The organism is Pseudomonas panipatensis, from assembly GCF_900099785.1.
Classification (GTDB): domain Bacteria; phylum Pseudomonadota; class Gammaproteobacteria; order Pseudomonadales; family Pseudomonadaceae; genus Pseudomonas; species Pseudomonas panipatensis.
Map to the genome: position 1 here is coordinate 48,423 of NZ_FNDS01000014.1, position 22,191 is coordinate 70,613.

Genomic DNA, 22,191 nt, shown 5'->3' on the forward strand with positions numbered 1-22,191 from the left:
GGTGTGTATTCCTCTATTACTGTTCTGCCGGCTGTGGCGTGGTGGAACGTCGCGAATTGATCGTCAGGACGCCTCCCATCACCAATCCCACGCCGAGTGTTCGTAAGGGACTGAGTGGCTCGCCGAAGCCGGGTAACCAGGCTGCGCCGAGATAGACCAGTGCATAACTGATGCTGAGCAACGAATAGGCGCGGCTCAGCGGAAGATGATTGAGTGCGCCCATCCAGCACAGCATGGATAAGGCATAGGCGCAGATCGCGGCGGCGACCACTGCCAGCGCCAGCAGGTCGATGCCGCCATTGCCCAGTGCCTGCAGCCAGGCCGCCGGTTGCGGCAGCCGGGTCATGCTCCAGCGCATGCCCAGTTGCGCGGCGCTGACCAGCAGCACGCTGGCCATGGCCAGCATCATACCGCGGGGCGTGCTCATGACTGCGTCCCCAGCAGGGCGACGCCAGCGACGATCAGGGCGACGCCGAACCAGTGGCGGCGATCGACGGCTTCGCGGAACAGGTAATGCGCCACCAGGGTGACCAGCACGAAGTTCAGGCTGAGCATCGGGTAGGCCAGCCCCACCTGCAGGCGTTGCAGCACCAGCAACCACAGCAGCAGGCCGCCGCCGAGGCAGGCCAGCGCGGTGATCAGCCAGGGCGAAAACAGCTTGGCGAGCAGCGAGAAATCGCCGTGGCGCCAGCTTTCCACGGCGAATTTCTGTGCCACCTGGCCCATGCAGGTCAGCAGGCAGACGCAGGCCAGAAGAACGAAGGTCATGGCGTCGCCTGGGGAATCAACAGCACCACCAGGTGGTTTTCCCGGTAGCTGACGACGTCCTTGGGCATCAGTGCCAGCTCCTCTTCGTCGCCGGCGCTGTTGACGCGCATCACCACGCCGACCGAGCCCTGACTGCGCGCCTGGGCCAGCCAGGCGGGGAAGTCTTCCAGGCTGATGGTGCGCGCCTTGCCGTCCTCGTAGGACAAACCGTATTTCAGCTCGCCCACGGTGTTGAGCAGGAACACCTCGCTGCGCTGGGCGCGCCAGGCCAGCGCCGAGGCGGCGCCGAGGTCATTGCTCAGCAAGGTGTGCGCGCCGCGCAGCTCGTCCAGGTGCTGGGCGATGAACTGGTCGGGCATCTTGCTATCGACCATGCTGCGCGGTATCGCCGCGGGCAGCAGGGCGACCAGCACCCAGGCGGCCAGCGCCGGTGCGGCCCACAGGCGGCCGGGGCGGGCCATTTGCAGCGCGCCGCACAGCGCCCAGGTGGCGAACACCAGGCAGAGCAGGGCAACGCTGACCGACTCGTCGTGGTAGAGCGGCTTGCGCAGCTGGACGAACACCAGGCCGATCAGGGCCACGGCGCCGAGCAGCAGGTTCAGCGCGCCGTTCAGGCGCAGGATGCGCAGGCGCCCCTGCTCGATGGCAGTGAGCAGGGCGTCGGCCATCAGCAAGGCCAGCGGCGCGAAGCAGGGCATGATGTAGGTCGGCAGCTTGCCCTTGGCCAGGCTGAAGAACAGGAAGGGCATGACGAACCACAGCAGCAGGAAGGCCACGTGGGGCGTGCGCCGGCCCTGCCAGCCCTGGCGGAACGCCGAGACGATCGGCAGGGTCCAGGGCAGCGCGCTGGCGAACAGCAGCGGCACGAAGAACCAGAACGGCCGCGCATGCTGGGCGTCCTCGCCGGCGAAGCGGCGGATGTGTTCATGCCAGAAGAAGAAGTTCCAGAAGTCCGGCTCGTGCTGATGCACCGCCAGCGACCAGGGCAGGCTGACCAGCACCGCCACCAGCACGGCCAGCGGACCATGGCTGAACAGCTCGCGCAGACGCCCGCGCCAGACGGCGTAGGGCAGGGCGACCAGCACCGGCAGCAGGCCGGCGAGGAAGCCCTTGGTCATGAAGCCCATGGCGCAGCCGAATCCGAGCAGCGCCCAGTAACCCAGGCGCGCCTGGCGGCTGTCGGCCTCGAAGGCGAACCACAAGGCGGCGATGCTCAGGTTGGTCCACAGGGTGAACTGCGGGTCGAGGTTGCTGTAGCCGGCCTGGCCGGCGATCAGCGCGAAGCTGGCATAGAGCAGCGCGGCGACCGCGCCCTTGTTGCTCTGCGGCCAGTAGCGGCGCCCGACCCAATACACCAGCAGGGTGCTCAGGGCGGTGACCACCACCGAGGCGAAGCGCACGCCGAACAGGTTCTGGCCGAACAGCGCCTGGCTGATCGCCACCAGCCAGTAGCCGGCGATGGGTTTCTCGAAGTAGCGCAGGCCGAGGAAATGCGGCGACACCCAGTCGCCGGTCTGCAGCATGGCCTGGGACACCTGGGCGTAGCGGGTTTCGTCGGGAATCCACAGGCCGTGCAGGCCCAGCGGCAGGAGGAAGAACAGCAGCAGAACGCTGACGACCAGCAGCCAGCCACGTTGGCTCATCGTTGAACTCCCAGCCAGCCTTCGCGGCCTTCCAGGGCGCCGCGTACCAGTTGCCCTGCCGGCAGGGTCGCCGGGTCTTGCGGCAGCAGCCGGCCCAGCGGTTGGAAATGAATGTCGTCCTGCCGGGCGCGACCCAGCAACTGACGGAAGTCTTCAGCCATGAGGATTCCTTCCACTTCGGCATGGATGGTGTAGACGTTCAGGGCTTCGGCCCGGAAACGCCGGAGGATGTAGTCGTTGAAGTCGCTGGCGGCCAGGTTCGGGCCGACGACTTCGTCGAAGGTCGGCAGGTCCACCGGGATCTGCGGGGTGCCCAGGCGGCCATCGGCGAGGCGCGGGCGGAACATCGAGGTGCCGCGGCAATCGCTGTTGTAGCGGAAGGCGAAGGCTTCCTTGGCCTGCACGGTGCGCTCATCGGCGCGCCAGCCGGCGACCGCCGAGCAATCGACGCGCTGGCCGATGATGTCGCTGAGGGTATCCACGCCGAGGGCGATCTGGCGGTTCAACTGCTCGGCGCTCCAGCGCCCGGCGTTGGCCTGCCAGCCGTGATGGTCCCAGGCGTGCAGGCCGACCTCGTGGCCGGCCTCCAGGGTCCGTCGCATCAGATGGCCGAGATCGCGGCCGATGGGCCTTCCGGGCCAGGCGGTGCCGGCCAGGAGGATGTCCCAGCCGTACAGGCTGGCGGCCTTGGAACGCAACATCTTCCAGAAGAACTGCGGACGCACCAGGCGCCACAGGTGCCGGCCCATGTTGTCCGGGCCGACGCTGAAGAAGAACGTTGCCTTGATCCCGGCTTCGTCGAGCAGTTCCAGAAGCCGTGGCACCCCTTCACGGGTGCCACGGTAGGTGTCGACATCGATGCGTAGACCTGCCTGCATCAGCCCTGGGTCCCGGCCTTGCGTGCCTGCTGCTCGGCCATCGCCTCCTGCAGGAAGAAGTCCAGGGTCTTCTGGATGGTTTCACGCATCTCGACGGTGGGTTCCCAGTTGAGCAGGCGACGGGCGTTCTCGATGCTCGGCTTGCGGTGGGCCACGTCCTGGTAACCGTCACCGTAGAAGGTGCGGCTTTCCACTTCACGGAAACCGGCGAAGGGCGGGAAGTTGTGGCGCAGCGGGTGCGCTTCGAACTGACGCAGCAGCTCTTCGCCGAGTTCGCGGATGCTGGCTTCGTTGTCCGGGTTGCCGATGTTGACGATCTGTCCGTCGCAGCGGCCGCCTTCGTTATCGACGATGCGCGCCAGGGCCTCGATGCCATCCACCACGTCGGTGAAGCAGCGCTTCTGCGCGCCACCGTCGAACAGACGGATCGGGGTGCCTTCGACCAGGTGCAGGATCAGCTGGGTGATGGCGCGCGAGCTGCCGATGCGCGCGGAGTCCAGGCGGTCCAGACGCGGGCCCATCCAGTTGAACGGACGGAACAGGGTGAAGCGCAGGCCTTTCTGGCCGTAGGCCCAGATGACCCGGTCGAGCAGTTGCTTGGAGACCGAGTAGATCCAGCGCTGCTTGCTGATCGGGCCGACGATCAGGTTCGACTTGTCTTCGTCGAAGTTGGCGTCGGTGCACATGCCGTACACCTCGGAGGTGGACGGGAAGATCACGCGCTTGTTGTATTTCACGCAGTAGCGGACGAGCTTGAGGTTTTCCTCGAAGTCCAGCTCGAACACGCGCAGCGGGTTGCGGGTGTATTCGATCGGGGTGGCGATGGCCACCAGCGGCAGGACCACGTCGCACTTCTTGATGTGGTACTCGATCCACTCGGTGTGGATGCTGATGTCGCCTTCGACGAAGTGGAAGTCCGGGTTGCTCTTCAGGCGCTCGATGGCGTCGGAGCCGATGTCCAGGCCGTAGACTTCGTAGTTGCCGTCGCGCAGCAGGCGCTCGGACAGGTGGTTGCCGATGAAGCCGTTGACGCCGAGGATCAGCACGCGGGTCTTGCGCTTGGGCTTGGACACGGCATGCAGGCGCGAGCCATCCACCAGGCCCATTTCACGGGCCAGTTGCGGGCCGGCCAGGTACAGGCCGGCATCGCCTTGCTGACCGGCGAGGATTTCCAGGGAGTCCTGGCCGCAGGCGATGCGCAGCGGCTCGACGCTGAGCACGCTGCCAGCCGGACGGCCTTCGTTGCCGGCGACGACGCGCGAACTCCAGACGATCAGCTTGCGCTCGCCCACCGGGGCGAAGGCGCCCGGATACGGCTGGGCCACCGCGCGCACCAGGTTGTGCAGTTCGCGGGCCGGGCGTTGCCAGTCGAGCAGGCCGTCGGCCGGAGTACGGCGGCCGTAGTAGCTGGCCTTGCTCTCGTCCTGGGCGGTTTCCTTCAGCTCACCCTTGAGCAGCGCCGGCAGGGCGCCGTTCAGCAGTTCGCGGGCGGCTTCGCGCAGCTTGCCGTGCAGGCTCAGGGCGGTGTCGTCTTCGCCGATGGCGACGCGCTGCTGGGCGAGGATGGCGCCGGCATCCGGGCGCTTGACCATGCGGTGCAGGGTGACGCCGGTTTCGCTTTCACCGTTGACCAGCACCCAGTTGGCCGGGGCGCGACCGCGATAGCGCGGCAGCAGCGAGCCATGCAGGTTGAAGGCGCCGCCGCTGGCGCAGGCGAGCAGCTCTTCGCTGAGCAGGTTGCGGTAATAGAAGGAGAAGATGAAGCGCGGTTCGAGTTCGCGGATGCGCGCGATCCACAGCGGGTGGTTGACGTCTTCCGGGGCGTGCACCGGGATGCCGCGCTGGGCGCAGAGCTGCGCGACCGAGCCGAAGAAGCGGTTTTCGCGCGGATCGTCGGCGTGGGTGAATACCGCGTCGATCTGGTAGCCGGCGCTCAGCAGGGCCTCGATACCGGCGCAGCCGATGTCGTGGTAGGCGAAAACGATGGTTTTGGCGGTCATTTAACGATGGACTCGACGACAGGAGAGGAGGAAATGGTTTGAGTGCTGGGCAGGGCCTGGCCACGGATCACGCGCTCGATGAAGAAACGCGGGCGGGCGCGGACGTCGTTGTACATACGTCCCAGGTACTCACCGAGCAGGCCCATGCCGACCAGCTGCACGCCGGTGAACATGAACAGGATGGCGAACAGCACGAACACACCGTCGCCGGCCCAGGCAGCGCCGAACAGCAGGCGCAGCACCAACAAGAGCAGGCCGAACATGAAGCCGGCCACCGCCATGCCGCCGCCGACCAGGCTGAGCAGACGCAGCGGGCTGGTGGTCATGCAGGTCACCAGGTCGAACATCAGGTTGATCAGGCGCATGAAGTCGTACTTCGACTCGCCGTGCTCGCGCTCGGCATGGCCGACCAGGATTTCGGTGGTGTGGCGGGCGAAGCTGTTGGCCAGGATCGGGATGAAGGTGCTGCGTTCGCGGCAGGCCAGCATCGCGTTGATGATGCTGCGGCGATAGGCGCGCAGCATGCAGCCGTAGTCGCTCATGGCCACGCCGGTGGAGCGCTGCACGGCCATGTTGATCACCCGCGACGGCCAGCGGCGCAGGGCCGAGTCCTGGCGGTTCTGGCGCACGGTGCCGACGACGTCGTAGCCCAGCGCGGCCTGTTCCACCAGGCGCGGAATCTCTTCCGGCGGATTCTGCAGGTCGGCGTCCAGGGTGATGACCACGTCGCCACGGCATTGCTCGAAGCCGGCCATGATCGCTGAGTGCTGGCCGTAGTTGCGGTTGAGGATCACCGCCAGTACATGGCTGCCCGGGGCGTCGGCGGCTTCCTGGAGGATTTCCGCGGAACGGTCGCGGCTGCCGTCGTCGATCAGTACGATCTCGAAGTCGCGGCCGAGCTGGCGGCAGGCGTTTTCCGTGCGGCGCAGCAGTTCCGGGAGACTGGCTTCTTCGTTATAGACCGGGATGACCACGGAAACGCAGTCGATGGGATAGGGTTTCACGCAATATCACCGAATGATGGATTCGAAAGCCCCGACCACGCGATCCTGATCGGCTGCAGTCATATCGGGGAACAGCGGGATGGAGCACAGGCGTGCCGAATTCCATTCGGTATTCGGCAGGCTCAGGTCGGGGAAACGCTTGCGGTAGTAGGTATGCAGGTGGGTCCCGATGAAGTGGATGCCGCTGCCGATGTTGCGCTGCTGCAGCTCCTGCATGAAGGCATCGCGGTTGATGCCGCAGGCTTCCTCGTCGATACGCACGATGAACAGGTGCCAGGCGTGGTGCTGCGGGTAGTCCGGCAGCGCCAGCGGTTTCACCGGCAGGTGCGCCAGGCGTTCGAGGTAGGCGTTGGCCAGTTCCGCGCGGCGGGCGTTGATCGCTTCCAGGCGCTCGAGCTGGACCAGGGCGATGGCCGCGTTGATATCGGTCAGGTTGTACTTGAAGCCCGGCTCCACCACCTGCGCCTGCGGCTTGCGGCCGTGGGTCAGGCGGTCATAGGCGTCGACGCCCAGGCCGTGGAACTTCAGGGTGCGCACGCGATTGGCCAGGGCCTCGTCGTCGGTGACGAACATGCCGCCTTCGGCGCAGGTCATGTTCTTGATCGCGTGGAAGGAGAAGATCGCGGTGCCCTGGGCGCCGATCTGGCGGCCACGGTAACGGGTGCCGGCGGAGTGGGCGGCATCCTCGATCACGGCGATGCCGTGCTTCTGTGCCAGGGCGTAGAGCGGGTCGAGGTCGAAGGCGGCGCCGGCATAGTGCACCGGGATGATGGCCTTGGTGCGCGGGGTGATGGCCGCTTCGATGCGTGCGGCGTCGGTCATCAGGGTGTCGCGGTCGACATCGACGAACACCGGCGTGGCGCCCAGCAGGCAGATCATGTTGGCGGTGGAGACCCAGGTCTGCGACGGGGTGATCACTTCGTCGCCCGGGCCGATGTTCAGGGCCAGCAGTGCCAGGTGCATGCCGCCGGTGGCCGAGGCGATCGCCACTGCATGCTTGCAACCGACGTATTCAGCGAAGCGCTGCTCCAGGGCCTGGTTCTTCGGGCCGGTGGTGATCCAGCCGGAACCGAGTACCTCGGTGACCGCCTGGATTTCCTCGGCGCCGATGCTGGGCCGGGAGAAGGGGAGAAACGCATTTTCCATGGAGGAGCCTCGACTTTGGACGAGCATGCTAACAATCGGGTGCTGAACGCTAGCTTATCGATCGTTAAGAACCCGTTATGGCGTTGTTTGTATTTTGTCGCTGCAAGGATGCGGGGGAGTTTAGCTGGCAATGGCATTTCGGCATATGGTCACTCGATAAGTCTGACAGACGTACCGGCAAGCCCCGCGTTCGTTGGCTTTGCGCGATGCCCCGGCATTCTTCGGTGTCTCGTTGCCCGACGAATTGAACGGACGCTCAAAATGGCCGGATAACACTGTTGAACAGTCGTTCACTTCTGGCTATGTTGGAGCGCAATTGCCGCAGACGCTGTCGTCGGGTCGGCGGCTTCCGTCATTCGGACGAGGCCCCCAGCATGCGTTTTTCCTCGCTTGTGGACAGGATGGTCGGGCCAGGCGCTGCCGCCTGGGATATTCACTACGCCGCGGTGGCCGCCCAGCGGGCCGGCGAGGACGTGATCGTCCTCAGCGTCGGCGATCCGGACTTCGCCACCCCGGCGTTCATCACCGAGGCCGCGGTGAACTCGCTGCAAGCCGGGGATACCCATTACAGCGATGTGGCCGGCCGGCCGGAGCTGCGCCAGGCCATCGCCGACCTCTACCGGCGCCGCTTCGCGCGGGCCGTGGCGGCGGAAAACGTGGTGGTGGTCGCCGGCGCGCAGAACGGCCTGTTCGCCGCCGCCCTGTGCCTGCTCGAAGGCGGCGACGAAGTGATCGTCTTCGATCCGGTCTACGTCACCTACGAGGCCACGCTGAAGGCCACCGGGGCGACCCTGGTGCCGGTGGCCACCCGCGCCGAGGACGGCTTCCGCCTGGACGCCGGCGCGCTCGCCGCAGCCATCACCCCGCGCACCAAGGCGATTTTCTTCGCCAATCCGAACAATCCCACCGGCGTGGTGCTCAACCGCGATGAATTGCTCGCCATCGCCGAGCTGGCGCAGCGCCATGACCTCTGGGTGGTGGTCGACGAGGTCTACGAGAGCCTGACCTTCGAGCAGCCGCACCAGAGCTTCGCCAGCCTGCCGGGCATGGCCGCGCGCACGCTGAGCCTGGGCAGTCTGTCCAAGTCCCATGCCATGACCGGTTGGCGCGCCGGCTGGATCGTCGCCGAGCCGGCCGTGGTGGCGCATATCGAGAACCTGGCGCTGAACATGCTCTATGGCCTGCCCGGGTTCGTCCAGGAAGCCGCGCGGGTCGCCGTCGAAGCCCACGACGAGGTGGCTGCGTCGATGCGCGAGGTGTATCGCCGGCGCCGCGACCTGGTGGTCGAACGCCTCGGCCGCAGCCCGCGGCTCCGGGTGCTTACGCCGGAGGCCGGGATGTTCGTACTGGTGGACGTGCGCGGCAGCGGGCTGGGCTCGCTGGACTTCGCCTGGCAATTGTTCCGCGCCCGGGGTATTTCGGTACTCGACGCCGCCGCTTTCGGCGCCCAGGCCGACGGCTTCGTCAGGCTGTCCTTCACTCTCGGCGACGAGCGCCTGGCCGCGGCCTGCGAACGCATCCTGGCGTTCGTCGCGGCGCTGCCCGTGGCGCCGGCGAAAGCGCCCACCTTGGCCCCGGCGAGCGTCGCGGCGCCCGCGGCCATCTCGGCGCCGGTCATCGAGGTGCGCGACCTGCACAAGCGCTTCGGCCAGTTCGAGGTGCTCAAGGGCGTTTCGCTGCAGGCCCGCGAGGGCGGGGTGATCTCGCTGATCGGCGCCAGCGGCTCGGGCAAGAGCACCCTGCTGCGCTGCATCAACATGCTCGAAGTGCCCAACAGCGGCAGCGTCAGCGTGGATGGCGAGCGCATCGAACTGATCCAGGATCGCCACGGCGAACCGACGGTGGCCGACCAGCGCCAGCTCACGCGCATTCGCTCGCGGCTGGGCATGGTGTTCCAGAACTTCAACCTGTGGCCGCACCGCACCGTGCTGGAAAACCTCATGGAAGCGCCGACCTACGTCCTGCGCGAGAGCAAGGCCGAAGCGCGCGAGCGCGCCGAGGCGCTGCTCGAACGGGTCGGTCTGGCGGAGAAGCGCAACGAGTATCCGGCTTTCCTCTCCGGCGGCCAGCAGCAACGCGTGGCCATCGCCCGCGCCCTGGCGGTGCGGCCGAAAGTCATGCTGTTCGACGAACCGACCTCGGCCCTCGATCCCGAGCTGGTCGGCGAGGTGCTGCGGGTGATCCGCTCCCTCGCCGAGGAGGGCCGCACCATGATCCTGGTGACCCACGAAATGGCCTTCGCCCGTGACGTCTCCAGCCATGTGGCCTTCCTGCACAAGGGCCTGATCGAGGAGGAGGGCACGCCCGAGGACGTCTTCGCGCGGCCACGCAGCGAACGCTGCCGGCAGTTCGTCAACGCGCACCAGAATCGATGAGCGGGGCCGCCCGGTGGCCGCGTCGATGAGCTCGAACCACAACGGATAAAAAGCAGAGGATCAACATGAACAATAAAGGTCTTTGCGGTTGGTTGGCGGGTGCGACATTGCTGATGGCGGGGGTGGCCAGTGCGCAGGCGGAAACGCTGCACTTCGCCCTGGCGGCGGAACCCTATCCGCCGTTCTCGGTGAAACAGCCGGACGGCAAGTGGACCGGCTTCGAGCCGGACCTTATCCACAAGCTCTGCGCGCAGATGCAGGCGCAGTGCGAAATCGACGAGGTGGCCTGGGACGGCATCATCCCGGCGCTGCTGGCGAAGAAGGTCGATGTGATCTTCAACTCGCTGTCGATCACCGATGAGCGCGAGAAGCAGATCGCCTTCAGCATTCCTTATTACGACACCCCGGTGGCGGTGGCCGCGCCGGCGGCGACCGATGTGGTCATCAGCCCCGAAGGCCTCAAGGGCAAGACCATCGGCGTGCAGATTTCCACGGTCAGCTCGGAATACCTGAAGAAGTACTACGAGAAGATCGCCAACGTGCGCTACTACGACACCCAGGACTCGGTGAACGCCGACCTGGTGGCCGGACGCATCGACCTGATGCTGGCCGACGGCATTGCCGTGGGCGCCTTCCTCAAGTCGCCGGACGCCCAGGCCGCGGGCATCGTCAGCAAGGGCGAGGTGCCCTACGACCCGGTGTTCGGCCGTGGCGTCGGCGCCGGCCTGCGCAAGGACGACGCCGCGCTCAAGGCGAAACTGGACAGCGCCATCGGCCAGTTGCTCGCCAGCGATGACTACAAGGCGCTGTCGAACCAGTACTTCGGCATCAGCGTCGCGCCCAAGCAGCAGTGATGGATCGCCGCCGCCCTGCGCGGCGGCGCCGTCGTTTCGGGCTGTTCGCGGCCTCGCCAGCGGGAGCAGCCGCCGGCGAGGATCGCTCGGCACGCGCCGCTCGCCGGTCGTGGACGCACCGTCCGGCGCTGTTTTCAACGAGCGGATGCCGACGCGCAGGTCGCGGATGGGTCCCTGGAGGACATAGCCATGCAATCTTATCTGGACCTGGTCGGCTTCGGTGCCCAGGGCTGGGGCCTGGCCCTGCTGCGCGGGCTCGGGGTCACCTTGCAGATTTCTGTCGGCGCCTTCCTGGTCGGCCTGCTGGTCGGTCTCGGCGCCGCCAGCGCCAAGCTCAGCGGCCCCCGACCGCTGGCCTTGATCGCGCGCGGCTATACCACCCTGTGCCGGGCGGTGCCGGAGTTGCTGCTGATCCTGCTGCTCTACTACGTCGGCTCCATGGGCCTGAACCAGTTGTTCGCCTGGCTCGGCTACGGCGAGCTGAAGCTCAACGGGGTGATGGTCGCCATCGCCGTGCTCGGCCTGGTGCAGGGCGCCTATGCCTCGGAAATCTTCCGCGGCGCCATCCAGGCCATCCCCTACGGGCAGATCGAGGCGGCGCGGGCCTACGGCATGCACGGCGTCGGTCTGTTCCGCCGGGTGACCCTGCCGATCATGGCGCCGAACGCCCTGGCCGGTATGGCCAACCTCTGGGTCAACCTGATCAAGGACAGCGCGCTGATCAGCGTGGTCGGCACCAACGAACTGCTCTACACCGCCAAGCAGGCGGCCGGCTCGACCCGTCATTACCTGACCTTCTACCTCACCGCGGCGGCGCTGTACTACCTGCTGACGGTGCTCTCCAACCTGTTTTCCGGCTGGCTCGAGCGGCGTTTCCGTCGCTGGATTCCGGCGGTCTGAGCGCCCCGCCCATGAACGATCACTGGATAGTCAATTACGGCAGCCTGCTGCTGCGCGGCGTCGGCACCACCCTGTCGATACTGCTGATCTCCGCGCTCCTCGGCTTCGCCCTGGCCTTGCTGGTGGCGCTGGCGCGGATGTCGCGCAACCTGCTGCTGGCCAAGCTCAGCCTGGCCTTCACCAGCGTGTTTCGCGGCACGCCGCTGCTGGTGCAGATCTACGTCTTCTATTACGGCCTCGGCAGCCTGTTCGCCCAGTACCCGCTGATTCGCGGCAGCGCCCTCTGGCCGTACCTGCGCGACGGTTACTGGTACATCGTGCTGGCGCTGATCTGCTCGGTCGGCGCCTATGTCGGCGAGGTGCTGCGCGGCGGGTTGCGGGCGGTGCCGCGCGGCGAGCTGGAGGCGGCTTCGGCGTTCGGCATGAACCGGCGCCTGGTGCTCTACCGCGTCTGGCTGCCACGGGCAATCCGCCTGCTGCTGCCGACCCTGGCCGGGGAAAGCGTGATGCTGCTCAAGTCCACCGCGCTGGCGTCGACCATCGCCGTGGTCGATCTGCTCGGCGCGGCCAACGTGGTGCGCGCGCAGACCTTCCAGGTCTACCAGCCGTTGCTGCTGGTGGCGGCCATCTATGTGTGCCTGACCTTCATCATCGAGGGGCTGTTCGGCCTGCTCGAACGCAGCACGCCGCTGCGCCGCGAGTCGGCCGCGCCGGGAAGCCGCGCGGCCTGGCTGTTCTGGCGGCGCAAGGCACGGGCCAGTGGCTAGCCGGGATCAGGCGTAGGCGCCGCGGCGCAGGCCTTCGACCCAGCGCCGACTGAGTTCCAGGCCATCCTCGGCGCTGAAGGTGGTGGGGTTCAGGCACCACTCCAGCCAGAGGCCGTCGAGCATCGCCGAGAGGCCGATGGCGGCCAGGCGTGGCTTGGCGATGGCGAAGCCTTCGTGGCGGGCGAGGTCGCTGATCAGGGTTTCCAGCAGGGCCAGGTAGGCGCGGTAGCCGCGTTCGTGGGCGTCGTTGACCGGCGCCGAGTGGCGGATGAGGCTCCAGAACACCACCCAGGGGCTGAGCAGGTCGGGGTCGAGTACCCCGGGGGAAAAGGAGCCGACGAGGAAGGCGTCGAGGCGCGCGGCGGGATCGCTGCCGGCCGCCGCGACCTGTTCGCGCAGCGATTGGGTGACGCCGGCGGCGAGCGTCTCGTAGGCCTGGGCGACCAGTGCTTCGATGCTGCCGAAGTGGTGATTGACCAGTCCCACGGCGACCCCGGCTTCCTTGGCGATGCGGCGCACCGAGATTCCGGCGTGGCCCTCGGCGACCAGGCACTTGAGGGTGGCGCGGACCAACTGCTCGCGACGCTCCTCGGGCATGGCGCGGCGGGATTTGTGCTGGGGACTGTCCACGCGGATGGCTTCCTTGTGTGGGGGCATGGGCTGGGTGGTGTCGAGACGGGGGTTTGCCAGGCAGACGCGCTGCGCGCGCCGAGGCGTCGTACTGACCCTAGGAGCCCGCCGACAATATTTCCATGGAAACGCCAGAGGGAAGAGAGGATAGGGCAATGATCGAGGATGTATCGCTGCATGTCAGTGGGGATTCGGGCGCGTCATTGCGCATTCCGGCCTGGCGCATCGACGCCGGACGGCCCGGCCCGCGGGTGCACCTGCAGGCCGGTGTGCATGCCGATGAGATCGCCGGCATGCTGGTGCTCCACGAACTCCTGCCGCGCCTGCGCCGGGCCGCCGAGCGGGGCCTGCTCAGCGGCAGCGTGACCCTGGTGCCGCAGGCCAATCCATTCGGCCTCGGCCAGTTTCGCCAGGGGCGTATCCTCGGCCGCCATCACGAGGCCAGCGCACGCAATTTCAACCGTGGCTTCCCGGCGGCGGTCAGCGCCAGGGGCGTGCCGGATAGCCTGACACACTGGCAGCGGCAGCTCGTCGCCCTGGCCGCGTCGGCCGATATCGTTCTCGATCTGCACACCGATGACGAGGCGCTGCCATACCTCTACCTGCACCAAGGCTTCTGGCCGGCCGGCCGCGACCTGGTCGCCGCCCTGGGCGCCGAGCTGGCGATCATCTGGGAAGGCGATGGCGACGGCGCCTTCGAGGAGGCCGTGATCGCCCCCTGGCAGGCCGAGCAGCGCTTCGCCGGGCGCCTGGCGGCCACCGTCGAATTGCGTGGCCAGGGTGACGTCAGCGACGCCCTGGCGCGGCAGGATGCCGATGGCCTGTACGCTTTTCTCTGCGCCCGAGGGGTGATCGCCGAGGCGCCGCCGATCGCCGAATGGCAGGGCCTGGCCGTGCCCATGGGCTGCATGGAAACCCTGTTCGCCCCGGTCAGCGGCGTGCTGGTGTTCGAGCGCGAACTGGGCGCTTGGCTGCAGGCGGGCGAGCGCTTCGCACGGATCATCGCCCGTCCCGGCGAGGCGGATTCCGAGGTGATCCTGCGCGCGCCGCAGGCCGGGTTGATGCTGAGCCGCTACCGCGACCGACTGATTCCCCAGGGCGCGATCGCCGCCAAGTTCACCGGCTCGGCGCCCTCCAGCACCTGGACCGGCGGGGCGCTCGATCCTTGAGCGCTGAGCCTTGGCCGTCCCTACAGCCAGGCGGCGTACCAGAACGGATAGTCGACGATCCGCCGCACCAGGCCGGCGCGCAGGGGCTGGGCGATCATCCGCCGGGCGAGGCCCCGGCAATCCTCGTCGTCACGCAGGCGCCGGTGGTGGTAGCCCTGTTGCCAGGCCGGCCCGTGATCCGCGCGCAGGCTCATCAGGGCTCGCGCGGAGCGTGCCTGGAAGTGACGCACGCTGCGCTCCAGGCGTGCCGCCGGCAGCCGCAGCAGCCAGTGCAGATGGTCCGGCATCAGCACCCAGGCCAGCGATTCGAGCGCCAGTTCCTGGCCCATGCGATGGATTTCCCGGGCGATCAGGCAGGCGGTCGTCCAGTTGCGGAAGCGCGGGACGAGATCGGCGCTGACGGTCGTCAGCAGGTAGACCTGACGCTGCTCCGCGAGTGGCTGCGGTTGTAGGTTTTGTCCGGACATCGTCATGGGCGTGCGCTCTTGTTGAGGGGATGTGAGGAATCCTGGCGCAGCCTTCGGGGAGGTGTTTGTAGGAGAAATGGATAGTTATCGAGTGAGTTTTCCCGTTATGGATATCGGCCTTTTCTTGACCCGTTGCCCAGTCACGAAAACGCCCTCACGAGGAGGGCGTTGGCGAGCCGTCAGGACTCAGTGGTGTTCGCGGGTGGCGCGGAACTGGATGTCCGGCCAGCGCTCTTCCATCAGGCTCAGGTTGACGCGGGTCGGCGCCAGGTAGGTGAGGTGGCCGCCGCCGTCCACGGACAGGTTCTCGAAAGCCTTGTCCTTGAACTCCTTGAGCTTCTTCTCGTCCTTGCACTCGATCCAGCGCGCCGACCAGACGTTGATCGCCTCGTAGGCGCACTCGACCTTGTATTCCTCTTTCAGGCGGCTGGCGACCACGTCGAACTGCAGGACACCGACCGCGCCGAGGATGATGTCGTTGTTGCGCTCGGGGAAGAACACCTGGGTGGCGCCTTCCTCGGCCAGTTCCTGCAGGCCCTGGCGCAGTTGCTTGGACTTCAGCGGGTCCTTCAGGCGCACGCGGCGGAACAGTTCCGGGGCGAAGTGCGGAATGCCGGTGAAGCCCAGCGCTTCGCCTTCGCTGAAGGTGTCGCCGATCTGGATGGTGCCGTGGTTGTGCAGGCCGATGATGTCGCCGGCGAAGGCTTCTTCGAGCTGCTCGCGCTCGGAGGAGAAGAAGGTCAGCGCGTCGGCGATCTTCACGTCCTTGCCCAGGCGCACGTGGCGCATCTTCATGCCCTTCTCGTACTTGCCCGAGCAGATGCGCATGAAGGCGATGCGGTCGCGGTGTTTCGGGTCCATGTTCGCCTGGATCTTGAACACGAAGCCGGAGAACTTCTCCTCGGTCGGCTCCACGGTGCGCTCGTGGGTCGCGCGGGCCAGCGGCTGCGGAGCCCAGTCGACGATGCAGTCGAGGACCTGGTCGACACCGAAGTTGCCCAGCGCGGTACCGAAGAACACCGGGGTCATTTCGCCCTTGAGGAAGGCCGCCTTGTCGAACGTGTGGCAGGCGCCCTGGACCAGTTCCAGCTCTTCGAGGAAGTTCTCGTAGAGGTCGCCGAGGTGGGCGCGGGCTTCATCGCTGTCGAGCTTGTCGATGACCTTGGTCTCGATGCGCTCGTGGCCGTGGCCGGGGATGTAGACGATGATCTTGTCTTCGGCCAGGTGGTAGACGCCCTTGAAGTCCTTGTAGCAGCCGATCGGCCAGGTGATCGGTGCGGCCTTGATCTTCAGCACCGCCTCGATCTCGTCGAGCAGCTCGATGGGGTCGCGGATGTCGCGGTCGAGTTTGTTGATGAAGCTGACGATGGGCGTGTCGCGCAGGCGGCAGACTTCCATCAGGGCGATGGTCCGCGGTTCGACGCCCTTGCCGCCGTCGAGCACCATCAGCGCCGAGTCCACCGCGGTCAGGGTGCGGTAGGTGTCTTCGGAGAAGTCTTCGTGGCCGGGGGTGTCGAGCAGGTTGATCATGTGCTCGCGGTAGGGGAACTGCATCACCGAGGTGGTGATGGAGATGCCGCGCTGCTTCTCCATTTCCATCCAGTCGGAGGTCGCGTGGCGGTCGGACTTGCGCGACTTCACGGTACCGGCGACGGCGATCGCCTTGCCCATCAGCAAGAGCTTCTCGGTGATGGTGGTCTTACCGGCGTCGGGGTGGGAGATGATCGCGAAGGTACGGCGCTTGGCGACTTCGGCGGCCTGGTTGGTCATGGGTGCGTGCCTGCTGGATTCGGTGACGTCGGGCGGCGGACGGCCCGGAAAAGCGCGGGATTATAGCGCGAAACGGCAGCGCGATCAGGCCAGCAGTCCGAACGCCCGGCAGGCCGCGCGTCGCACCCCGGGGCTCGGTGGAACCCTCGGCGCTGTCCTCTGTCTGTCAGAAAGGTTTGAAAGAATGACGCCGCTCACCCGGCACAGCGAAACGCCCTGGAAACCGCGACTGTGTGCTATTCCATGCAGTTTGTTGAGTATCTGAAACAGTCAATCGTTCAAGTGACAAAGGGTTGTGCGAAAGCGGCAATTTTTTATTGAACTCACTGGCCTCAGGTCCTAAAGTTCGCGCCCGAACGTCCATGCTGGAAACGATCCATCCGGCTCAAGTACTGACGACGAGAGATCGCCTGCGACAGGCGACCCGTGGGTGACGCGCCCGCGGCAACTGCCATGACAAGAAGGCGGGTGATACTCGGCGACATGCCTTGGGAAGTAGGCGAACCAAAGTGGGGAAACGGATTAGACGTTCAGCTTCACCCCTACGTATCCATTTGTTTTGCCATTGGGAGTCCCAACCATGTCCATCAAGGTCGAGGATTATTTCGCCCCTGAAACCTTCCAGCGCATGAAGGCGTTCGCCGACAAGCAGGAAACCCCCTTCGTCGTCATCGACAAGCAGACCATCGCCGGTGCCTACGACCAGCTGACCCACTGCTTCCCCTTCGCCAAGGTGTACTACGCAGTGAAGGCCAACCCGGCCACCGAGATCACTGAACTGCTGCGTGACAAGGGCTCGAACTTCGACATCGCCTCCATCTATGAGCTGGACAAGGTGATGAAGACCGGCGTCGGCCCGGAGCGCATCAGCTACGGCAACACCATCAAGAAAGCCAAGGACATCCGCTACTTCTACGAGAAGGGTGTGCGCCTGTTCGCCACCGACTCCGAGGCCGACCTGCGCAACATCGCCAAGGCCGCGCCGGGCGCCAAGGTCTACGTGCGTATCCTCACCGAGGGTTCCACCACGGCCGACTGGCCGCTGTCGCGCAAGTTCGGTTGCCAGACCGACATGGCCATGGACCTGCTGATCCTCGCCCGCCAACTGGGCCTGGTGCCCTACGGCATCTCCTTCCACGTCGGCTCGCAGCAACGCGACATCTCCGTGTGGGACGCCGCCATCGCCAAGGTCAAGGTGATCTTCGAGCGCCTCAAGGAAGAAGACGGCATCGAGCTGAAGATGATCAACATGGGTGGTGGCTTCCCGGCCAACTACATCACCAAGACCAACGACCTGGAAACCTATGCCGAGGAAATCATCCGTTTCCTCAAGGAAGACTTCGGCGACGACCTGCCGGAAATCATCCTCGAGCCGGGCCGTTCGCTGATCGCCAACGCCGGCATCCTGGTCAGTGAAGTGGTGCTGGTCGCGCGCAAGTCGCGTACCGCCGTGGAGCGCTGGGTCTACGCCGACGTCGGCAAGTTCTCCGGCCTGATCGAAACCATGGACGAGTCCATCAAGTTCCCGATCTGGACCGAGAAGAAAGGCGAGGTCGAGGAAGTGGTCATCGCCGGTCCGACCTGCGACAGCGCCGACATCATGTACGAACACTACAAGTACGGCCTGCCGCTGAACCTGGCGGCCGGCGACCGCCTCTACTGGCTGTCCACCGGCGCCTACACCACCAGCTACAGCGCGGTGGAGTTCAACGGCTTCCCGCCGCTGAAGTCCTACTACGTATAAGCGCCCGTCGCTGACGAAAAAGCCCCGCCTCGCGGGGCTTTTTCATTTCGCGCGTTGCCAACCTGGCGGACTAGCTGCGGCTCAGGGCGGCGCTCAGTTGCTGGCGATCGGCGTCCTCGCCGAGTTCGGCGGCACGCCTGTAGTAGTCCAGGGCGAGGCGGCGCAGCGGCGGATGCGCCGAGCGCTCCAGTTGCTCGCGGGCGACCCGCAGGAAGTTCAGGTTACCGCCCTCCAGGGCGCGTTGCAGCCAATGGCGGGCGTCCTCGACCCGGCCCTGCTCGGCCAGCACGGCGGCATGGCTGAACTGACCGCGGAAGTCCCCGGCTTCGGCCGAGCGCCGATACCAGGCGTGGGCCTGGGCGAGATCGCGGGGAACGACCAGGCCTTCCTCGTAGTGGCGGCCGACCAGGTTCATCGACTTTGCATGGCCGAGTTCGGCGGCGCGCCGGTACAGCGCCAGGGCGCGCGCCGGGTCGCGCGGCACGCCGCGTCCAGTGGCCAGCAGGTTGGCCAGGTTGTACATGCCCCAGTCGAGACCGGCATCGGCGGCGCGGGCATATTCCATGGCCGCCGCAGCGGCATCGCTGGCGCAGCCCCAGCCGTGCTCCAGGCAACGCCCGAGCATGTTGCGCGCCATGTTGTGGCCGCGCGCGGCGGCGATGCGGAACCAGGTCTGCGCCAGCGCGGGATCGCGGCTGATGCCCTGGCCGTCGAGGAGGATCTGCCCGAGCAGGGCCTGGGCCTCCACCTCGCCCTGGCGGGCCGCTTCGAGGATCAGGCGCGCGGCCTAGCGCGGATCGTCGTTCAGGCGGGCGCGCAGTTGCTCCACCGACAGCTCTTCGCGGCGGCGCAGAACGAAGGCCATGTTCAGACCTCGACCCAGCGCCGCAGCAGATTGTGGTAGCTGCCGGTCAGTTCGACCAGGGCCGGGTGCTCGGGGACATCGCGGGTGAGTGACTGGATCGCCTGGTCCATCTGGAACAGCAGCGCGCGCTGGCTGTCCTCGCGCACCAGGCTCTGGGTCCAGAAGAAGGCGGCGTAGCGTGCGCCGCGGCTGACCGGTTCGACCTTGTGCAGGCTGGTGGCGGGGTAGAGCACCAGGTCGCCGGCCGGCAGCTTGACCCGTTGCTCGCCGTAGGTGTCCTGGATCACCAGTTCGCCGCCGTCGTAGTCCTGCGGATCGCTGAAGAACAGCGTGGAGGAGACATCGGTGCGCACCCGCTCGCGGCCGCCTCGCACGTCGCGCACCGCATTGTCGATGTGAAAGTCGAAGGAACCGCCGCCGGTGTAGCAGTTGAACAGCGGCGGAAACACCTTGTGCGGCAGCGCCGCGGACATGAACAACGGGTTCTGCCACAGGCGTTGCAGCATGGCCTCGGCGATTTCCCGGGCCAGCGGGTGGTCCTGGGCCAGCTGCAGGTTGTGCTTGGCCTTGGCCGACTGGTAGCCGGCGGTGGCCTTGCCGTCGCCCCACTCGGCCTGTTCCAGGGCGGCGCGGATGCGCGTGACTTCTTCGCGGGTGAAGAGGGCAGGGATGTGCAGCAGCATGGCAGGGTCTCGATGAAAACCAGATGCCGATGATATTGATTTGCATTGGCAAGGTACAGCCCGGCTGTCCCGGCGTTCCCGAAGGAGAATGTAAATCTTGTAAATCGAGTGCGTTTAGGAATTAGTGCTAATTGATATTGCTTCTTGTTTGAACTAGATTGCGCCGCCTTCAGCTCATCCCTGGGGAGGGATTCTTCGATGTCGCGTCAATCTTCCGAAATCACCGGTAGCACCCCGCGTCTGCTGGCTTCCGCCGTGGGCGTAGCCATCACTGCCATTTCCAGCGGCCATCTCGCCCAGGCGGCGGACAGCGGCGAGAAGAAGCCGGCGCAGGATGTGCTGTCCCTGGACGCCGATACCGTCGTCGGCGCGCAGAGCGACGAAACCACCTACAACGTCGAGAAGTCGGCGTCGGACAAATACACCGCGCCCCTGCTAGACACACCGAAGACCGTCACCGTGATCCCGCAGCAGGTGATCAAGGACACCGGCGCCACCAGCCTGGTCGATGCCTTGCGCACCACTCCGGGCATCACCTTCGGTGCCGGCGAGGGCGGCAACCCGGCGGGCGACCGCCCGTTCATCCGCGGTTTCAACGCCGAGAGCGACACCTTCATCGACGGCATGCGCGATGTCGCCTCGCAGACCCGCGAGGTCTTCAACATCGAGCAGGTCGAAGTCAGCAAGGGGCCGGGCTCGGCCTACACCGGCGCCGGCTCCACCGGCGGCAGCCTGAACCTGATCAGCAAGACCGCCAAGTTCGCCGACTTCAACGACGCCAGCTTCACCTACGGCTCCGACCAGACCCGCCGCACCACCCTGGACGTCAACCACACCCTGGGCGACAACGCCGCCTTCCGCCTCAACCTGCTCAAGCATGAGGCCAACGTCGCCGGTCGCGATGGCGTGGATGTCAGCCGCTGGGGCGTGGCGCCGACCGTCACCTTCGGTTTCGATACCCCGACCCGCGCGACCTTCTCCTACTACCACCTCAGCACCGACGACATGCCGGACTACGGCCTGCCGCTGACCAACGTCAACCGCAGCAAGCAGAACCCGAGCCGGCCGGCGGCGGTGGACCGCGACAACTTCTACGGCCTGAGCGACCGCGACTACCGCCAGAGCACCACCGACAGCGGCACCTTCCACATAGAACATGACCTCAATGACGCGCTGACGCTGTCCAACAGCTTCCGCATGGTCCGCACCACCCTCGACTACATCGTCAGCAACCCCGATGACAGCAAGGGCAACGTCGCCAACGGCTACGTCTACCGCTCGGCGAAGAGCCGCAATTCGACGTCCAAGGGCTGGGTCAACCAGACCGACCTGAAGGCCTCCTTCGATACCGGCTTCATCCAGCACAGCCTGGTCACCGGCCTGGAGTTCAGCTACGAGGACGTGCACAACCGTCCCTACGTGATCACCCCCGGCGCCAGCGGCAACACCTGCAACGCCGCGCTGCTGGCCAGCGGCGATTGCACCAGCCTCTACAAGCCGACGCCGAGCGCGAACTGGACCGGCAGCATCAGCGACAGCGCCGCCTACACCGATACCGATACCAAGACCCGCGCCGCCTACGTCTTCGATACCCTGAAGCTGAGCGAGCAGTGGGACCTCAACCTCGGGCTGCGCTACGACGACTTCAACACCGAGTCGAGCGGCTACGCCACCGCCGGCCGCACCACCCCGGCCGGCTATTTCGACCGCGAGAACGACAGCCACTTCTGGAACTACCAGGTCGGCCTGGTCTACAAGCCGCTGCCCAACGGCAGCATCTACGCGGCCTGGTCCACGTCCAGCAACCCGAGCGGGGAGACCGGCGGGGAAGGCGCGGCGGACGTCAGCCTGGCCAACGGCAACCTGGACCCGGAACGCAACCGCAACTACGAAGTCGGCACCAAGTGGGACTTCTTCGACGAGGCGCTGTCGCTGAATGCCGCGCTGTTCCGTACCGACAAGACCAATGCCCGCGTCACCGACCCGGACAACAGCAGCTACCAGGTGCTCGACGGCGAGCAGCGCGTGCAGGGCGTGGAACTGGGCTTCAGCGGCCAGTTGACGCCGAAGTGGAAGGTCTTCGGCGGCTACACCTACCTGGACAGCGAGATCCTCAAGTCCACCACCCAGAGCGACGAAGGCAACCGCATGCCGCAGACCGCCGAGAACAACTTCACCCTCTGGTCGACCTATCAACTGGTCAATGACCTGACCGTGGGCGGCGGCACCACCTTCGTCGACAAGCAATACGGCAACACCGCCAACAGCGTGATGATCCCGTCCTATTGGCGCTACGACGCGATGGCCAACTACAAGCTGAGCAAGAACGTCGATCTGCAGTTGAACGTGCAGAACCTCACCGACAAGCGCTACTTCGACCAGATCTACAGCACCCACATGGCGCATGTGGCGCCCGGTCGCACCGCGCTGCTGGGGCTCAACCTGCACTTCTGATCGCGCGGATTCCCGCGCGCCCCGCCCGTTGCTCCTGCGGGCGGGGTTTTTCTCTGTCGGCGCAGCGCGCCTGA

At 66.3% G+C, this 22,191-nt stretch carries 18 protein-coding genes and 1 pseudogene; 7 read left to right on the forward strand and 12 right to left on the reverse strand.

The window, feature by feature from the left end; translation table 11 throughout:
- Nucleotides 1-16 precede the first annotated feature (16 nt).
- From arnF to arnB, 7 genes are read right to left on the reverse strand one after another with little or no spacing between them, the layout of a single operon-like run.
- Nucleotides 17-427, reverse strand: a complete 411-nt coding sequence (gene arnF, locus BLQ74_RS24385) for a 4-amino-4-deoxy-L-arabinose-phosphoundecaprenol flippase subunit ArnF (protein ID WP_090267757.1) — start codon at nucleotides 425-427, stop codon at nucleotides 17-19.
- Nucleotides 424-768, reverse strand: coding sequence for a 4-amino-4-deoxy-L-arabinose-phosphoundecaprenol flippase subunit ArnE (gene arnE, locus BLQ74_RS24390; RefSeq protein ID WP_090267758.1), 345 nt, complete (start codon nucleotides 766-768; stop codon nucleotides 424-426). Before arnE ends, arnF begins: the two co-directional genes overlap by 4 nt.
- Nucleotides 765-2,411: a lipid IV(A) 4-amino-4-deoxy-L-arabinosyltransferase gene (arnT, locus tag BLQ74_RS24395; protein WP_090267759.1), complete on the reverse strand. Its 1,647-nt coding sequence runs from the start codon at nucleotides 2,409-2,411 to the stop codon at nucleotides 765-767. Before arnT ends, arnE begins: the two co-directional genes overlap by 4 nt.
- Entirely contained in the window at nucleotides 2,408-3,289 is an 882-nt protein-coding gene (gene arnD, locus BLQ74_RS24400) for a 4-deoxy-4-formamido-L-arabinose-phosphoundecaprenol deformylase (protein ID WP_090267761.1), read from the reverse strand. The genes arnT and arnD overlap by 4 nt, the downstream gene beginning before the upstream one ends.
- A complete protein-coding gene (arnA, locus tag BLQ74_RS24405; protein ID WP_090267763.1) occupies nucleotides 3,289-5,289 on the reverse strand; it encodes a bifunctional UDP-4-amino-4-deoxy-L-arabinose formyltransferase/UDP-glucuronic acid oxidase ArnA in 2,001 nt (666 codons plus the stop codon). The genes arnD and arnA overlap by 1 nt, the downstream gene beginning before the upstream one ends.
- Nucleotides 5,286-6,293 carry an undecaprenyl-phosphate 4-deoxy-4-formamido-L-arabinose transferase gene (gene arnC / locus BLQ74_RS24410; protein ID WP_090267765.1) on the reverse strand — a complete coding sequence of 336 codons (1,008 nt, stop codon included), beginning with the start codon at nucleotides 6,291-6,293 and terminating at the stop codon, nucleotides 5,286-5,288. The genes arnA and arnC overlap by 4 nt, the downstream gene beginning before the upstream one ends.
- 6 nt (nucleotides 6,294-6,299) lie before the next feature.
- Nucleotides 6,300-7,439, reverse strand: coding sequence for a UDP-4-amino-4-deoxy-L-arabinose aminotransferase (gene arnB / locus BLQ74_RS24415; RefSeq protein WP_090267767.1), 1,140 nt, complete (start codon nucleotides 7,437-7,439; stop codon nucleotides 6,300-6,302).
- A gap of 374 nt (nucleotides 7,440-7,813) precedes the next feature.
- On the opposite strand from arnB, the gene BLQ74_RS28000 reads away from it, so the two are divergent.
- The 4 genes from BLQ74_RS28000 to BLQ74_RS24435 all read left to right on the forward strand — a co-directional run bounded on the left by BLQ74_RS28000 (nucleotide 7,814) and on the right by BLQ74_RS24435 (nucleotide 12,335).
- Nucleotides 7,814-9,814, forward strand: a complete 2,001-nt coding sequence (locus BLQ74_RS28000) for an aminotransferase class I/II-fold pyridoxal phosphate-dependent enzyme (protein WP_090267769.1) — start codon at nucleotides 7,814-7,816, stop codon at nucleotides 9,812-9,814.
- A gap of 65 nt (nucleotides 9,815-9,879) precedes the next feature.
- Nucleotides 9,880-10,668 carry a transporter substrate-binding domain-containing protein gene (locus tag BLQ74_RS24425; protein ID WP_090267771.1) on the forward strand — a complete coding sequence of 263 codons (789 nt, stop codon included), beginning with the start codon at nucleotides 9,880-9,882 and terminating at the stop codon, nucleotides 10,666-10,668.
- Nucleotides 10,669-10,857: 189 nt separating this feature from the next.
- On the forward strand, nucleotides 10,858-11,568 hold the full coding sequence (locus tag BLQ74_RS24430) for an ABC transporter permease (RefSeq protein WP_090267772.1): 711 nt from the start codon (nucleotides 10,858-10,860) through the stop codon (nucleotides 11,566-11,568).
- A gap of 11 nt (nucleotides 11,569-11,579) precedes the next feature.
- Nucleotides 11,580-12,335 (forward strand): ABC transporter permease, encoded by a 756-nt coding sequence (locus BLQ74_RS24435; protein ID WP_090267774.1) that lies wholly within the window; start codon nucleotides 11,580-11,582, stop codon nucleotides 12,333-12,335.
- Nucleotides 12,336-12,341: 6 nt separating this feature from the next.
- Here BLQ74_RS24435 and BLQ74_RS24440 read toward each other — a convergent pair whose 3' ends face one another.
- Entirely contained in the window at nucleotides 12,342-12,932 is a 591-nt protein-coding gene (locus tag BLQ74_RS24440) for a TetR/AcrR family transcriptional regulator (protein ID WP_374440192.1), read from the reverse strand.
- A gap of 188 nt (nucleotides 12,933-13,120) precedes the next feature.
- Between BLQ74_RS24440 and BLQ74_RS24445 the strand changes: the two genes are divergently transcribed.
- Nucleotides 13,121-14,134: a M14 family metallopeptidase gene (locus BLQ74_RS24445; RefSeq protein ID WP_090267777.1), complete on the forward strand. Its 1,014-nt coding sequence runs from the start codon at nucleotides 13,121-13,123 to the stop codon at nucleotides 14,132-14,134.
- Nucleotides 14,135-14,154: 20 nt separating this feature from the next.
- Here the strand turns inward: BLQ74_RS24445 and BLQ74_RS24450 are convergent, their stop codons facing one another.
- Both BLQ74_RS24450 and BLQ74_RS24455 read right to left on the reverse strand, forming a co-directional pair.
- A complete protein-coding gene (locus BLQ74_RS24450) occupies nucleotides 14,155-14,607 on the reverse strand; it encodes an REP-associated tyrosine transposase (RefSeq protein WP_090267779.1) in 453 nt (150 codons plus the stop codon).
- A 180-nt stretch (nucleotides 14,608-14,787) separates the two neighbouring features.
- The gene (locus BLQ74_RS24455) at nucleotides 14,788-16,371 is read right to left on the reverse strand and encodes a peptide chain release factor 3 (protein ID WP_090267780.1); all 1,584 of its coding nucleotides are present in this window, start codon (nucleotides 16,369-16,371) and stop codon (nucleotides 14,788-14,790) included.
- A gap of 580 nt (nucleotides 16,372-16,951) precedes the next feature.
- Here BLQ74_RS24455 and BLQ74_RS24460 point away from each other — a divergent pair.
- Nucleotides 16,952-18,115, forward strand: coding sequence for a type III PLP-dependent enzyme (locus tag BLQ74_RS24460; protein WP_090267782.1), 1,164 nt, complete (start codon nucleotides 16,952-16,954; stop codon nucleotides 18,113-18,115).
- 70 nt (nucleotides 18,116-18,185) lie between these two features.
- Here the strand turns inward: BLQ74_RS24460 and BLQ74_RS24465 are convergent.
- Nucleotides 18,186-18,980, reverse strand: a pseudogene (locus BLQ74_RS24465) (tetratricopeptide repeat protein).
- 2 nt (nucleotides 18,981-18,982) lie between these two features.
- Entirely contained in the window at nucleotides 18,983-19,663 is a 681-nt protein-coding gene (locus BLQ74_RS24470; protein WP_090267785.1) for a Fe2+-dependent dioxygenase, read from the reverse strand.
- 198 nt (nucleotides 19,664-19,861) lie between these two features.
- On the opposite strand from BLQ74_RS24470, the gene BLQ74_RS24475 reads away from it, so the two are divergent.
- The gene (locus BLQ74_RS24475) at nucleotides 19,862-22,117 is read left to right on the forward strand and encodes a TonB-dependent receptor (RefSeq protein ID WP_090267787.1); all 2,256 of its coding nucleotides are present in this window, start codon (nucleotides 19,862-19,864) and stop codon (nucleotides 22,115-22,117) included.
- Nucleotides 22,118-22,191 lie beyond the last annotated feature (74 nt).